Source organism: Lysobacter capsici, from assembly GCF_018732085.1.
GTDB lineage: Bacteria > Pseudomonadota > Gammaproteobacteria > Xanthomonadales > Xanthomonadaceae > Lysobacter > Lysobacter capsici_A.
The window spans coordinates 3,206,181-3,220,108 of sequence record NZ_CP076103.1 but is presented as its reverse complement, the minus strand read 5'-3'; the positions used below and the strand labels follow the sequence as shown (position 1 = coordinate 3,220,108).

Genomic DNA, 13,928 nt, shown 5'->3' with positions numbered 1-13,928 from the left:
AATGAGCATTTTCACCGAAGCGCAATCCAAAGTTATCCTCGACAAGGTCATCGCCCTGTCCAAGGCCGATGAGTGCACCGCGACCCTGACCGGTTCGATCGACGGCAACATCCGGTTCGCCCTCAACAACGTGTCGACCAGCGGCATCGTCAGCAACGCCGACCTCGCCGTGCAGGTCGCGTTCGGCAACCGCACCGGCACCGCGACCATCAACGAGTTCGACGACGCCGCGCTCGAACGCGTGGTCCGCCGCGCCGAGGACCTGGCGCGACTGGCGCCGGAAAACCCCGAGTTCATGCCGGCGATCGACAAGCAAAGCTACAAGCCCAGCTCGACCTTCAGCGCCGCCACCGCCGCGATCACGCCCGAGTTCCGCGCCCAGGTCGCGGCCGACTCGATCGCGCCGTGCCGCGCCGACAAGCTTACCGCCGCGGGTTTCCTCGAGGACGGCCAGAGCTTCGTCGCCTTCGCCAACAGCAAGGGCAACTTCGGCTACCAGCAGGCGACCAACTTCAACTACACCTGCACCGTGCGCACCGAGGACGGCCGCGGTTCGGGTTGGGTCGGGCGCAACGTGCAGGACTCGGGCCAGTTCAAGACCGATGCCGACGTGCGCATCGCCATGCGCAAGGCCACCGAATCGGCCGAGGCCAAGGCGCTGGAGCCGGGCAAGTACACGGTGATCCTGGAACCGGCCGCGGCTGCCGGTCTGATCTCGTTCATGATGAATTTCTTCGGCGCGCGTCAGGCCGACGAAGGCCGCAGCTTCCTGTCCAAGAAGGGCGGCGGCAACAAGCTCGGCGAACTGGTCTACGACCCGCGCGTCAACATCAGCGCCGATCCCTGGGATCCGCGCGCCTCGGTGTTGCCGTGGGACAGCGAGGGCCTGCCGCGCGAGAAGATGGCGATCATCGAAAACGGCAAGGTCGCCGCGCTGGATTATTCGCGCTTCTGGGCGAAGAAGCAGGGCAAGAAAGCGATCGGCTCGCCGGGCAACCTGCTGATGGCCGGCGGCGACAAGTCCACCGCCGAGCTCATCAAGGGCACCCAGAAGGGCATCCTGGTCACCCGCACCTGGTACATCCGCATGGTCGATCCGCAGACCGTGCTGCTGACCGGCCTGACCCGCGACGGCACCTTCTACATCGAGAACGGCGTGATCAAGCATCCGGTGAAGAATTTCCGCTTCAACGAATCGCCGGTGATCATGCTCAACAACATCGAGGAACTCGGCCGTCCGGTGCGCGTGGCCGGCGACGAGTCGGGCTTCGTGATGATGATCCCGCCGATGAAGCTGCGCGATTTCACTTTCACCTCGCTGTCGGACGCGGTCTGACCGGCGCCGGGCGGGTGGCGTGGCCGCGTTGCGGTCCGTCACTCGCCATCGCCGCGTGAGTCGTGTGATTTTCCCGATGTGTTCGATCCAATGAGTGCGAGCCGCCTGTGCAACGACGCGATTTCCTGAGTTTCACCGGCCTTGGCCTGGCCGGCCTGGCGCTTCCCTACGGCCGCGCGATCGCGGCCGATGCGCTGCTGGAACCGGTCGACCAGGCCAAACGTCGGCATCTGGCCGACACCGCGTTGAGCGCGGCGCGCGAAGGCGGCGCGAGTTATTGCGACGTGCGCATCGGGCGTTATCTGCGCCAGTCGGTGATCACCCGCGAGGCGCAGGTGCGCAATATCGTCAACGGCGAATCCGCCGGCGTCGGCATCCGCGTGCTGTGCGACGGCGCCTGGGGCTTCGCCGCCACCGCCTCGTCGAGCGCCGACGCGGTGGCCGCCGCGACCCGCCAGGCCGTGGCGATCGCGCGCGCCAATGCGCGGGTGCTCACGCGCAAGGTCGAGCTGGCGCCAGTCACCGGCGTGGGCGAGGTCGCGTGGAAAACGCCGATCCGCAAGAACGCGATGGCGGTACCGATCAAGGAAAAAGTCGACCTGCTGCTGTCGGTCAACGACGCCGCGCTCAAGGCCGGCGCCGACTACGTCAACTCGACCTTGTTCGTGATCAACGAACAGAAATATTTTGCGTCCACCGACGGCAGCTACATCGACCAGGACGTGCATCGCATCTGGTTGCCGCTGACCGCGACCGCGGTCGACAAGGCCACCGGCAAGTTCCGCACCCGCGACGGCTTGTCGGCGCCGATGGGCATGGGCTACGAATACCTCGACGCCGATCCGGCGGGCCAGGTGTCGCTGCCCGGCGGCCTGATCGGTTACGGCCGCTCCTACGACGTGATGGCCGACGCGGTCGCCGCGGCCGGCCACGCCCGCGCCAAACTCAAGGCGCCTTCGGTGAAGCCGGGCAAGTACGATCTGGTGCTGGACCCGTCGAACCTGTTCCTGACCATCCACGAGAACGTCGGCCATCCGCTCGAACTCGATCGCGTGCTCGGCTACGAAGCCAATTACGCCGGCACCAGTTTCGCCACCCTGGACAAGCGCGACCAGGGCTATCGCTACGGCAGCGAAACGGTCAATTTCGTCGCCGACAAGACCCGCCCGGGCAGCCTGGGCGCGGTCGGCTTCGACGACGAAGGCGTCAAGACCCGCGAATGGGACCTGATCCGCGACGGCATCCTGGTCGACTACCAGGCCACCCGCGATGAAGCGCATATCCTTGGCCACAAGCAGTCGCACGGGTGCAGCTACGCCGATTCGTGGTCGAGCGTGCAGTTCCAGCGCATGGCCAATGTCTCGCTGAAGCCGGGCAAGACGCCGTTGAGCGTGGCGCAGATGATCAAGGGCGTGGAGCGCGGTCTGTACGTGCATGGCCGCGGTTCGTACTCGATCGATCAGCAGCGCTACAACGCCCAGTTCGGCGGCCAGTTGTTCTTCGAGATCAAGAACGGCGAAGTGGCCGGGATGATCGAGGACGCGGCCTACCAGATCCGCACGCCGGAATTCTGGAACGCCTGCGTGGCGGTGTGCGACGAACGCGATTTCCGCCTTGGCGGTTCGTTCTTCGACGGCAAGGGCCAGCCCAGCCAGGTCTCGGCGGTGTCGCACGGGTCGAGCACGACGCGTTTCAACGGCATCAACGTCATCAACACCGCGCGTGCGCTGTAGGCGATGAAGCCGATGGGCGAGGGCGCGCCATTGCCGATCGTCGCGCGCAAGGGCACGCGGCGGTGAACCGCGCGCAGTTCCTGCGCTTGATGCTGGGCGGCGCGGCCGGCGCCTGGCTCGCGCGTTCGCCGCTGGCGCAGGCCGCGGCCGATTACGACTTCTGGTTCACCCGGCTCAAGTACGACTCCGGCGACTGGGACGTCGACCAGCGCATGCCGGCCAACCTGATCACCTCGCTAATCGACTACACCAACCTGCGCGTGGACCCGAAGGAACACGTGCTGGCGCTGGCCGATCCGAAGATGCTGGCGGCGCCGTTCTGTTATCTGGCCGGGCACAAGCTGGTCGAGTTCAACCCCGACGAGCGGCGCAACTTCGAACGCTACGTGCGCAATGGCGGCTTCGTGTTCGTCGACGATTGCAATCACGACATCGACGGCTTGTTCGCCAAGTCGTTCGAGGCGCAGATGGGCAAGATCTTCGGCGCCAAGGCGCTCAAGCGATTGCCGAAGAACCACCCGATCTACCGCAGCTTCTTCGTGTTCGACGGCCCGCCGGCGACCGGGTTCGAATTGAACGGCTGGGGCGACGACCTGGTCCACGACTATCTGCAGGGCATCGAGATCGACGGTCGCCTGGGCATTTTGTACAGCAACAAGGATTACGGCTGCGAGTGGGATTACGACTGGCGCAACAAGCGGTTTCTGGCTGAGGACAATACGAAGTTCGGGGTCAATATCGTTATGTATGCGTTGGGGTCCTGAGAGCCGGGAATCGGGAATTGGGAGTTGGGAATCGGTAAGGCGGGTTGCGAAAGCTTGTGTCGTGGTGCGGGATATGCGGGCCGTGAGTGGTGAGGCGGGAATGGATGCCGGTGAAGTCGGATGTGTAGCGCAGCCGTTGCTGTTGCTCCCTTTGAAAAAAGGGGCGGCGACCGCGCAGCGGACGCGGGGGATTTGCTTTTGACTTTGCTTTGGCTTTGCTTGAACGCAAAAGCAAAAGCAAATCCCCCCTGGCCCCCTTTTTCAAAGGGGGGAACCTTAAACGTGGCGATTTGATGTGGCGTTGGCTTCCGGGACGATGAAATGACTACGAACACGGCAAACAACAACGGCGAAGCCGAACTCAAGGCGCAGCTCGAACGGCTCGGCGCGCTGCGCCAGGCGATCGCGCAGGCGATCGTCGGCCAGGACGAGGTGGTCGAGCAGTTGCTGATCGGCCTGCTCGCGGGCGGCCACTGCCTGCTCGAAGGCGTGCCCGGGCTCGGCAAGACCTTGCTGGTGCGCTCGCTCGGACAGGCGCTGGAACTGCAGTTCCGGCGCGTGCAGTTCACCCCCGATCTGATGCCCAGCGACATCCTCGGCACCGAACTGCTCGAAGAAGATCACGGCACCGGCCATCGTCATTTCCGTTTCCAGCCCGGGCCGATCTTCACCAATCTGCTGCTCGCCGACGAACTCAACCGCACTCCGCCCAAGACTCAGGCGGCGCTGCTCGAAGCGATGCAGGAACGCACCGTCAGCTATGCCGGCGTGACCCACACCTTGCCGTCGCCGTTCTTCGTGCTCGCCACTCAGAACCCGCTCGAACAGGCCGGCACCTATCCCTTGCCCGAAGCGCAGCTCGACCGCTTCCTGCTGCATATCCGCGTGGGCTATCCGAGCGAACGCGAAGAACACGACATCCTGCAGCAGACCACCGGCGCGCACAGCGCGCAGGTGCCTCGGGTGATGGGAGGCGAAGATGTGCTGGCCTTGCAGGCGCGGGTGCGCGAAGTGCATCTGGCCGAGGATCTGCTGTTGTGGATCACTCGGCTGGTGCGCGCGAGCCGTCCCGACGAAGGCGGGCTGGCGGAAGTGCGGCAGTGGGTGAAGTGGGGCGCCGGTCCGCGCGCCGGCCAATCGCTGGTGCTCGCGGCCAAGGCGCGTGCGTTGCTGCACGGCCGTTTCGCTGCGACCCGCGAGGACATCGCCGCGCTGGCCGCGCCGGTGATGCGCCATCGCCTGCTGCTGTCGTTCGCGGCCGAGGCCGAGAACAAGAGCGCCGACGACGTGATCGCCGCCTTGCTGCGCGGCGTGCCGCTGCCCGGCGGCTGAGCGCGGCACGGACGGCACGGTGAACGACCTGATTCCTCCCGAGGTGCGGGCGCGGCTGCGCAGCCTGCAGTTGCTGTCGCGGCGCGCGGTCGGCAACCACGGCATCGGCCTGCACAGCAGCCGCAGCCGTGGCGCCGGGCTGGAATTCGCCCAGTACCGCGCCTACGAGCCCGGCGACGAACTGCGCCAGGTCGATTGGAAGTTGTACGCACGCTCCGATCGCTTCTTCGTGCGCGAGGCCGAACGCGAGAGCCCGCTCGCGGTGTGGCTGTTGCTCGATGCGACCGCGTCGATGACCCAGGGCGACGCGGCGCGTCCGGGCTGGTCGCGCTTGCACGCAGGCAAGGCGCTGGCGGCCTGCGTGGCCGAACTGGCGCTGCGCCAGGGCGACCGGTTCGGGCTGATCGCATTGCGCGGCGATGGCCTGCGCCTGGTCGCGCCCGCGGCCGGCGTGCGTCAGCGCGATCGCTTGCTGCTGGAACTGCACGGCTTGTCGGCGCAGGGCGTATGGCCCGCGGCCGATGCCTTGCGGCCGCTGTGGGAACGCATCGGCGCCGGTGATCTGGTGATCATGATCGGCGACGGCTTCGACGAAGGCGCGCTCGAAGTTGCCGAACGCCTCGCCGCGGCGCGGCGCGAAGTGCTGAGCATCCGCATCCTGACCGCCGAGGAACGCGATTTCCCGTTCCGCGGCGGCTACCGCTTCCGCGATCAGGAGACCGGCGAGGAGTTGCTCGGCGACGGCGCGGCCTTGCGCGAGGACTTCCTCGGCCGCTTCGCCGCCGTGCGTTCGGCGCTGGATGCGCGCCTGGACGCGAGCGGCATACGCCATGCCGAGTACGTGCTCGATCAAGCGCTGGATCTGCCGCTGCGGCGATTGTTCGGCGCGCGCGACAGCGCGGGGGCGGCGTGAACCCGGTGCTGTTGCTGCCGCTCGGCCTGGCCGCGCTCGCCGCGTTGATCGTGCCGTTGCTGATCCATCTGGCCCGGCGCAGCGAACAGCGCCCGACCGATTTCGCCGCGCTGCGTTGGTTGCGGCAGCGACCCAAGCCGCGCCATCGCATCCGTTTCGACGAACGGCTGCTGCTGGCGGTGCGCCTGCTGTTGCTGGCGTTGCTGGCCTTGTTGCTGGCGCGGCCGGCGCTGTACGGCGCGCAGAGCGATGCGCCATGGGTCGCGGTGGTGCCGGGCGTGCAGGCGCAGGCGTTGGCGGCGCTGGATCGGCCCGCGGATGCGCGCATGCATTGGCTGACACCCGGGTTCCCGGTATTCGATCCGGCCGCGCCAGCGCCGTCGGCGTCTTCGGAGTTGCCGGTATCGAGCCTGCTGCGCGAACTCGATGCCGCGCTTCCGGCGTCGGTCGCGGTGACCGTGCTGGTGCCCGAGCAACTGCAAGGCGTCGATGCGCAACGGCCGCGCTTGTCGCGGCAGGTCGAATGGCGGGTGCTGCCGGGCGCAATGCCGGCGCGAACCGCGCCCGCGGTGGCCGTGCCCGATCCCTCGATCCGCTACGCCGCCGATCGCGCGGCCGCGTTGCCGTATCTGCGCGCGGCGATCGCGTCGTGGCGCGAACCCGGCGCGGTCGCGGCAGCGCGCCGCAACGGTTCGATCGCGCCGGACACACAGCCGCTGGACGCGTCGTCCAGACAATTGCTGTGGCTCAAGCCCGGCCCGTTGCCGAGCGCGGTGAGCGAATGGATCGCGGGCGGCGGCACGGTCCTGCTCGACAAGGCCAGTGCGTGGCCGAGCGGCGCGGGCGATAACAAGGCGATCGTACCGGCGCCGCTGTGGCGCAATGCCGACGGTGCGGTCCTGGTCGAAGGCGCGCGCTACGGCCGCGGCATTGTCATGCGCTGGACCCGCGCACTGACCCCGCAGGCGCTGCCGGAACTGCTCGAACCCGGGTTCGCCGGACAATTGCGCAATGTGTTCGAACCGCCGCGTGAGCCGCTGTCGCGGGTGATGGCGCGCGAGCATGCGCCGTCGACCGGCGCGGCCGCATTCGCGTTGCCGCCGCGCGATCTGCGGTTGTGGCTGGGGTTGTTGATCGCGCTGGTGTTCGGGTTCGAACGTTGGCTGGCGACGCGGCCGCGCCGTGGAGCGGCGCCATGAACGCGAGCGGGCAACTGCGTAGCCTGTTGCGCGGCGTGCGCGTCCGGCAAGGGCTCGATCTGGCGTTGAGCTGCACGCCGTGGGCCTTCGTCGTGGCGGGGTTGGTGTTGCGTTTCCATTGCATCGCCGCCGCGGTCATCGCGCTGATCGTCGTCCTCGCGCTGATCGCGGCGATGAGTGCGCACAGCGCCCGGCGCCTGGACACGCAGTGGCTGATTCGCCGCCTCAACACGCTGCGCGCGGACATGGACGACAGCGCCGATCTGCTGTTCGCATCGCCGCAAGGTCTCACTGGCTTGCAGACCCTGCAGCGGGCGCGCTTGCAGGATCGTCTCGCGCACGCAACACCGGTGGACCTGCGACCGGCGTGGTCGACGAAGCGATCGGTGCTCTCGCTGCTGATCGCCGCGCTGGTGTTTGCGGCCATCGTGCTGTGGCCGATGCCAAAGCCGGCTGCGCCGGCGTTGGACGCGCTGTCGCCCGCGCCGGCCGTCGCGGCGTTGCCAGGGCAGCCGCGATTGACCGAGCAGGCGCTGCGGGTCGATCCGCCTGGCTATACGCGTTTGGCGCCACGGGGCGAACCGACGCTCGAAGCGCGCGTGCCCCAAGGTTCGAACCTGCGCTGGACCCTGCGTTTCCAGCCGCAACCGGCGAGCGCCGCGCTGGTGTTCCACGATGGCCTGCGCCTGCCGCTGCGCCGGCAAGGCGAGGACTGGATCGCACAACGCGTCCTGCCCAAGTCGGCGCTGTACCGGATCGAAGCGGCCGGCGCCGCGCCGGCGCAGTCGAGACGTCTGTATCGACTCGACGTGACTCCCGATCGTGCGCCGCAGCTGCGCGTGCTCGAACCCGATCGCGGCCTGACCCTGATGGCGCAGGGGCAGCGCGCCTGGCCGCTGGTGTTCGAAGCCACCGACGATTACGGCCTCGCAGCCGCCGCGCAACTGCGCATCACCCTGGCCCAGGGCAGCGGCGAGAACATCACCTTCCGCGAGCAGCGCATCAGCCTGCACGGCACCGGCGCGGCCGCGCAGAAACGCTATGCGCATCGGCTGGACCTGGCCGCGCTGGGCTTCGCGGTCGGCGACGACCTGATCGTCCAGCTCAGTGTCGACGACAATCGCAGCCCGCAGCCGCAGAACGCGTTGAGTCCCAGCTTGATCCTGCGCTGGCCGGCTGACCTGGGCAGCGAAGCCACCGGCATCGAAGGCATGGTCAAGACCACGTTGCCGGCGTATTTCCGCAGCCAGCGCCAGATCATCATCGACGCGGAAGCCTTGATTGCGCAGCGGCGCAAGCTCAGCGCCGATGAGTTCCTCAAGCGCTCCGACGCGATCGGTGTCGACCAGCGCCTGTTGCGCCTGCGCTACGGCCAGTTCCTCGGCGAAGAAGCCGAAGGCGAGCCGCGCCTGCCGACCAACGACGAAGCGCCCGCGGCCGATGCCGATGGCGAGCACAAGGACGAGCACGACGATAAAGCCACCGCGACGGCGGCCGCGCCGCACGACGATCACGACCACGCGCCCAGCGCGGCGCCGGCGAAGTTCGGCGAGGAAGGCGCGGTGCTGGAGGAGTACGGCCACACCCACGATCACGCCGAGGCCGCGACCTTGCTCGATCCGGGAACGCGCAAGCTGCTCAAGGCCGCGCTCGACGAGATGTGGCAATCCGAGTTGCACCTGCGCCAGGGCGAACCGAAGCTGGCTCTGCCGTACGCGTACAAGGCGCTGGGTTTTATCAAACAGGTGCAGCAGGCCAGCCGCATCTATCTGGCGCGGGTCGGGCCGGAGCTGCCGCCGATCGACGAAAGCCGGCGCCTGGGCGGCGATCGCAAAGGCCTGGCGCGGCGCGAGGATGCCTTGATCGCGGCGAATGCGGCCGATCCGCTGCTGGGTTCCTTGTGGCTGCAATTGCAGGCCGCGCCGGGCAGCAGCGAGGCGGCGGCCATCGATTACGGCGCGCTGGAACGCTGGCTGAGCGCGCACGACGCGCGGGTCGCCGATCCGCTCGCGTTCGCGGCCGCGCTCGACAGCCTGCGCAATCAGCCCGAGTGCGCCTCGTGCCGCGCGCAACTGCGCAGCTTGTTGTGGCCGTTGCTGACCCGGCCGCCGGCCTCGGTCACGCCGCGCGATGCCGGCGATGCGACGGATCGGCGCTATTTCGAAGCGCTGCAAGGCGAGGGCGGCCGATGAACTCGCCAATGAACTGGCCCGTCAACCTGCCGATCCTGATTGCCGTCGTGCTCGCTCTGGCGGTGTTGATCGCGATGGCGAGCCTGATTCTGCGCCAGCGCCGCAGCGATCGCCCGACGCGTTCGCGCCGCTGGCGGCTGGCGCTGTTGCTCGCGGCGCAGCCGATCCTCGCGGTCTTGTTGTATCTGAGCTTGCTGCCGCCGCCGTTGCGCACCCAAGCCGGCACGATGGTGGTCGCGACCGCGGGCGCGGCGCAAAGCGGTATTGCGGCGGCGGGCGACGTGCAGATCGGCCTGTCCGAAGCGCCGCCTTCGCCCGAGCGTGAGCGGGCGCCGGATCTGGCCACGGCCTTGCGCCGTCATCCCGGCACGCAACGCTTGCAGGTGATCGGCGCGGGACTGGAAGCGCGCGATCGCGACGCCGCTCGCGGGCTGGCGATCGAATTCCAGCCGCCGGTGTTGCCGCGCGGATTGATCGGCGTGTGGGCGCCGTCGCGGGTCGGGATCGGCGCGACCTTCGCGGTGCATGGGCAGGTGCAAGGCCTGCCGGGTGGCACGGTCGAGTTGCTCGATCCGGGCCGGCAACGCGTGGATCGGGTCGCGCCCGATCGCGATGGAAGCTTCGCGCTCAGCGCGGTCGCACGCGGCGCCGGGCTGACCGGTTTCACTGTGCGGCTGCGCGATGCGCGCCAGAGCGTGATCGAAGACATCGAAGTGCCGGTTTCGGTATTGCCCGATGCGCAGCCCAAGGTACTGCTGCTGGCCGGCGCGCCCGGACCCGAACTCAAGTACCTGCGGCGCTGGGCCGCGGATGCGGGGCTGAAGCTGCATACCCAGATCAGCGTCGGTGCCGGCATGCAGCTCGGCGATGCGCCGGTTGCGTTGAATGCCGCCACTCTGGCCGGGTTCGATCTGGTCGTGCTAGACGAACGCGCCTGGGATGCGCTCGGCGCGCCGCAGCGCGAGGCATTGACCGCGGCAATGCGCGGCGGTCTGGGCGTGATGCTGCGTATCGCCGGCCCTTTGTCGCCGCGCACGCGCACGCAATTGCGCGAATTCGGATTCGAACTGGGCGTGGGCGCGGACTCGGTCGCGATGCGCCTGCCGGCGCCGTCGATCGACGAAGACGCGATCCGCGCGCGACTGGGACCGGGCAGCGAACAGGCGCCGCGTCCGCGCGATCAACCGGTCGCCGCGGCGCCGGCCCTGACCCGGCGCAATCTGTCGCTGGCCGGGCCCAACGTGCAAAGCCTGCTGCGCGACGCCGACGGCAATGCCTTCGCCGCCTGGCGCGCGAACGGGCAGGGCCGCATCGGCCTGTGGAGCCTGGGCGACAGTTTCGTGCTGGCCCTGGCCGGACGCGACGATCTGCATGCGCAGTTGTGGAGTCAGGCGTTCGCGACCCTGGCGCGGGCCAAGCCGCGCGATGTATTGCGAATCGAAGGCGTGGCGCGGCAGGGCGAGCGGATGGTGCTGTGCGGGCTCGCCGACGGCGCGCAGGTGTCCGATCCACGCAACACATCGCTGAGTTTGCTGATCGACCCGATGCGTGGCGCCGAGCGTTGCGCCGCGTTCTGGCCCGCGGCGGCCGGGTGGCATGCCTTGAAACAGGGCGAGCGTGCGATGGCATTCTTCGTTCGCGGTCGCGACGACGCGCCCGGATTGCGCGCGAACGAGTTGCGCGAGGCGACGTTGGCGCTGGTGTCTTCGCGCTCGCGCGGTGACGATGCCGACGCTGATGCGCTTGAGCGCGACCGCTGGGAAAATTTCTTCGCGAGCGATTTGCCGCGCGGTGCCGCGTGGCCGTGGTTCCTGGCCTGGCTGATTTGTGCCGCGGGACTGTGGTGGCTGGAGCGCTCGCGGTTTGGACGTTTTGGCGCGGGTGGGGATGTCGCGCAGGGTTGATCGCTGAGCGTTGGCGTCGACTGTGGGGCTATGTGCCGAGTGGTTTCGGTCGTTATCGTCCAAGCCAAGGGCTTGCGGGATCTGGCGATCTGGACGAAAAGCGTCGGGGCTGAAGCCCCTCCCACAAAAAACCTCGCAGCTGAAGTCCCTTCCACAAAAGACCTCGCGGCGCGAGGTGACCTTGGCGATGCGTGGGTAAAACGCCTGCGTTATCGCGAGGTCTTTTGTGGGAGGGGCTTCAGCCCCGACGGTCGAGGCGAAGCATCTGCACGATCGAGCACGGCAATCGGGACAAGACAGAGTACTTGCCGTCTCCGCCAAGAACATCGAAAAATTTAGCGATAACAAAGCTTCGATCGCAAGCCACCGCCGTCTTCAACCGATCGCGCACCCCTCAGATCGACTGCATCCGTCCGCCATCCACCGCCAGGCTCACGCCGTTGACGTAGCCCGCCGCCGGCGAACACAGGAACGCGATGCACGCCGCGATTTCGGACGCGTCGGCGAAGCGGTTGAGCGGCACGGTCTTGCGCATCGCCTCCATCACTGCTTCTTCGGACAGGCCGGTGCTGCGCGCGCGATCGCCGACGATCTGCTCAATGCGCGCGGTCCGGGTGTAACCGGGCAGCACGTTGTTGACGGTGATGCCGTCGCCGCCGAGTTCGCGCGACAAGGTCTTGGCCCAGCTCGCGACCGCGCCGCGAATCGTGTTGGACACGCCCAGGCCGACAATGGGTTCCTTGACCGAGGTCGAGATCACGTTGACCACGCGCCCCCACTGCGCCGAACGCATGCCCGGCAACACCGCACGCACCAGGGTCTGGTTGGCCAGCAGATGACGCGCGAAGGCATCGAGATAGGCCGTGTCGGTCGCCGAATGCGCCGGGCCGCCCGGCGGGCCGCCGGTGTTGTTGATCAGGATATGCACCGGCTTGCCGGCGGCGAGCGCTTCGACCTGCGCGCTCAGCGCGGCGGCATCGGCGACGTCGGCGGCGATCCAGCCGTGCGTTTGCGCGCCGCTGCGCGGCAAGGCCTCGGCGACCGCGGCCAGGGCGTCGGCGCGACGCGCCAGCACGGTCACGTCGCAGCCGAGCAGGGCCAGTTCGTGCGCCGCGGCGCGGCCGATGCCTTCGGACGCGCCGCAGACCAGCGCGTGTTTGCCGGTGAGGTTGAGGTCCATGTCGATCTCCGATGACGGCGACGCGACACGCGCCGCCAGTGAAAGTCCGGCGCGGTCAATCGTCCGCGACGGTGCGCTGCATGCGTTCGCGCATCAACGCCGCGACCGCGCGGCTGTCGTCGCGGTCCTGCGCCTGCAACTGCGCGGCGACGTTCTCGCGGTTGGCCAGCGGATGGTTCTGGCTGAGCTTGAACTTGAGTTCCATGCGTTCGACCCGGAAGCGGAAGCCGACGATGCCGCGCAATTGCCGGCGCAGTTCCTCGCGTTCGACTTCGAAACGCCAGTCGCTGCCGATGCGGGTTTCGTGGCGCACGCTCAGATCGTCGACGACCCGGGCCAGTCCAGCCTCGTCGTCGAAGGTTTCCAACTGACCGTGCAGATGCGCGATCGCGTAGTTCCAGGTCGGCACCCGCGCCGCGGTTTCCTTGTCGGGATACCAGCCCGGCGAGATATAGGCGTGCGGGCCCTGCAGGATCGCCAGCGCCGGGCCGGCGTGCCGCGCCTGCGGATTCGGCCGCGCCCAGTGGCCGCGCAGTTCGACCTGCTCGCCGTCGCGTCGATACAGCAGCGGCAAATGGCTCACCGTCGGCAGTTCGTCGCGCACGGTGATCAAAGTGCCGAAGTCGTAGTGCCGCGCGAGGTGATCGAGCGCGCCCAGGTCGGTTTCGGCGAAGGCGCGCGGCAGGTACATGGCCGCGCTCAGTGCGACCGCGGCAGTTTCTGGATCATCAACGGCGCCAGCGCGGCATCGTCGCCGGCCTGCGGTGGAGCCAGTTCGGCCAGGGCGAAACCGCGAGCCTGCGCATCGTCGTCGTCCAGGCCGCTGAGTTCGACGAACTCGGCGTCCATCAACGCCGCGCGCGCGGTGTCTTCGCTGTCGTAGGGCAGGATCTTGCCGTCGCTGTCGAAGACCTCGGCGGTGCCGGCCTCGCGCACGCGCAGCCGCGCCCACACCACGGTCCGGCCCAGGGTCGCCAGCCACCAGCTTTCATCGGAATATTCGCTCATCACGCCACCACCGCAGACAGGATCCACAACACGCCGGCGCAGGCCAGCGACACGAAAACGATCAACAACGAGACTCGCGCCGGCGTGGCCAGTCCGTCGAGATTGCGATCGCTGGCGGCGCGGTAACGCTGGCGCAGCAGCCAGTTCCAGGCGGCCGGATTGACGAAAGCCGCATCGCCTAGCGCATGCCGCAGCGGCGGGTGGCGATCGCGCAGATGCACCAGCGCCAGCGGCCAGAAGATCGCGAACGCGCAGAAGGCCGATACCGCGATGCCTACGAAGGTCAGGGCCAGGAACAGGATCACGCTGTGTTACCTCATGAGCGGGACAAGCGGCGACAAGACGCGCGTCGCTTTGCAACCGCCGC

At 68.1% G+C, this 13,928-nt stretch carries 13 protein-coding genes; 9 read left to right on the top strand and 4 right to left on the bottom strand.

The window, feature by feature from the left end; genetic code table 11:
- Nucleotide 1: 1 nt before the first annotated feature.
- From KME82_RS13355 to KME82_RS27115, 9 genes are all read left to right on the top strand, one after another.
- On the top strand, nt 2-1,336 hold the full coding sequence (locus tag KME82_RS13355; RefSeq protein WP_215494484.1) for a TldD/PmbA family protein: 1,335 nt from the start codon (nt 2-4) through the stop codon (nt 1,334-1,336).
- A 107-nt stretch (nt 1,337-1,443) separates the two neighbouring features.
- The gene (locus KME82_RS13350) at nt 1,444-3,069 is read left to right on the top strand and encodes a TldD/PmbA family protein (protein ID WP_215494483.1); all 1,626 of its coding nucleotides are present in this window, start codon (nt 1,444-1,446) and stop codon (nt 3,067-3,069) included.
- 89 nt (nt 3,070-3,158) lie between these two features.
- On the top strand, nt 3,159-3,833 hold the full coding sequence (locus KME82_RS13345) for a DUF4159 domain-containing protein (RefSeq protein ID WP_215499065.1): 675 nt from the start codon (nt 3,159-3,161) through the stop codon (nt 3,831-3,833).
- Nucleotides 3,834-4,154: 321 nt separating this feature from the next.
- Nucleotides 4,155-5,165 (top strand): AAA family ATPase, encoded by a 1,011-nt coding sequence (locus tag KME82_RS13340; RefSeq protein WP_215494482.1) that lies wholly within the window; start codon nt 4,155-4,157, stop codon nt 5,163-5,165.
- Between the two features lie 19 nt (nt 5,166-5,184).
- Nucleotides 5,185-6,078 (top strand): DUF58 domain-containing protein, encoded by an 894-nt coding sequence (locus tag KME82_RS13335; protein ID WP_215494481.1) that lies wholly within the window; start codon nt 5,185-5,187, stop codon nt 6,076-6,078.
- The gene (locus KME82_RS13330; RefSeq protein ID WP_215494480.1) at nt 6,075-7,277 is read left to right on the top strand and encodes a BatA domain-containing protein; all 1,203 of its coding nucleotides are present in this window, start codon (nt 6,075-6,077) and stop codon (nt 7,275-7,277) included. Before KME82_RS13335 ends, KME82_RS13330 begins: the two co-directional genes overlap by 4 nt.
- A complete protein-coding gene (locus tag KME82_RS13325) occupies nt 7,274-9,469 on the top strand; it encodes a DUF4175 domain-containing protein (protein WP_252255299.1) in 2,196 nt (731 codons plus the stop codon). Before KME82_RS13330 ends, KME82_RS13325 begins: the two co-directional genes overlap by 4 nt.
- Before the next feature lie 8 nt (nt 9,470-9,477).
- Nucleotides 9,478-11,373, top strand: a complete 1,896-nt coding sequence (locus tag KME82_RS13320; RefSeq protein ID WP_215494478.1) for a carboxypeptidase regulatory-like domain-containing protein — start codon at nt 9,478-9,480, stop codon at nt 11,371-11,373.
- Between the two features lie 30 nt (nt 11,374-11,403).
- On the top strand, nt 11,404-11,712 hold the full coding sequence (locus KME82_RS27115; protein ID WP_430538724.1) for a DUF6053 domain-containing protein: 309 nt from the start codon (nt 11,404-11,406) through the stop codon (nt 11,710-11,712).
- Between the two features lie 55 nt (nt 11,713-11,767).
- Here KME82_RS27115 and KME82_RS13315 read toward each other — a convergent pair whose 3' ends face one another.
- From KME82_RS13315 to KME82_RS13300, 4 genes are read right to left on the bottom strand one after another with little or no spacing between them, the layout of a single operon-like run.
- Nucleotides 11,768-12,553, bottom strand: a complete 786-nt coding sequence (locus KME82_RS13315; RefSeq protein WP_215494477.1) for an SDR family oxidoreductase — start codon at nt 12,551-12,553, stop codon at nt 11,768-11,770.
- Between the two features lie 55 nt (nt 12,554-12,608).
- Nucleotides 12,609-13,244 carry an FMN-binding negative transcriptional regulator gene (locus KME82_RS13310; RefSeq protein ID WP_215494476.1) on the bottom strand — a complete coding sequence of 212 codons (636 nt, stop codon included), beginning with the start codon at nt 13,242-13,244 and terminating at the stop codon, nt 12,609-12,611.
- Nucleotides 13,245-13,252: 8 nt separating this feature from the next.
- Nucleotides 13,253-13,561: a hypothetical protein gene (locus KME82_RS13305; protein WP_215494475.1), complete on the bottom strand. Its 309-nt coding sequence runs from the start codon at nt 13,559-13,561 to the stop codon at nt 13,253-13,255.
- Nucleotides 13,561-13,866 carry a hypothetical protein gene (locus tag KME82_RS13300; protein ID WP_215494474.1) on the bottom strand — a complete coding sequence of 102 codons (306 nt, stop codon included), beginning with the start codon at nt 13,864-13,866 and terminating at the stop codon, nt 13,561-13,563. Before KME82_RS13300 ends, KME82_RS13305 begins: the two co-directional genes overlap by 1 nt.
- Nucleotides 13,867-13,928 lie beyond the last annotated feature (62 nt).

Excerpts from the sequence above, each read along its gene's own strand:
- KME82_RS13315 (WP_215494477.1), bottom strand. The coding sequence starts at position 12,553 with ATGGACCTCAACCTCACCGGCAAACACGCGCTGGTCTGCGGCGCGTCC.
- KME82_RS13305 (WP_215494475.1), bottom strand. The coding sequence starts at position 13,561 with ATGAGCGAATATTCCGATGAAAGCTGGTGGCTGGCGACCCTGGGCCGG.
- KME82_RS13325 (WP_252255299.1), top strand. The coding sequence starts at position 7,274 with ATGAACGCGAGCGGGCAACTGCGTAGCCTGTTGCGCGGCGTGCGCGTC.
- KME82_RS13320 (WP_215494478.1), top strand. The coding sequence starts at position 9,478 with ATGAACTGGCCCGTCAACCTGCCGATCCTGATTGCCGTCGTGCTCGCT.
- KME82_RS27115 (WP_430538724.1), top strand. The coding sequence starts at position 11,404 with ATGTGCCGAGTGGTTTCGGTCGTTATCGTCCAAGCCAAGGGCTTGCGG.
- KME82_RS13355 (WP_215494484.1), top strand. The coding sequence starts at position 2 with ATGAGCATTTTCACCGAAGCGCAATCCAAAGTTATCCTCGACAAGGTC.
- KME82_RS13340 (WP_215494482.1), top strand. The coding sequence starts at position 4,155 with ATGACTACGAACACGGCAAACAACAACGGCGAAGCCGAACTCAAGGCG.
- KME82_RS13345 (WP_215499065.1), top strand. The coding sequence starts at position 3,159 with ATGCTGGGCGGCGCGGCCGGCGCCTGGCTCGCGCGTTCGCCGCTGGCG.
- KME82_RS13310 (WP_215494476.1), bottom strand. The coding sequence starts at position 13,244 with ATGTACCTGCCGCGCGCCTTCGCCGAAACCGACCTGGGCGCGCTCGAT.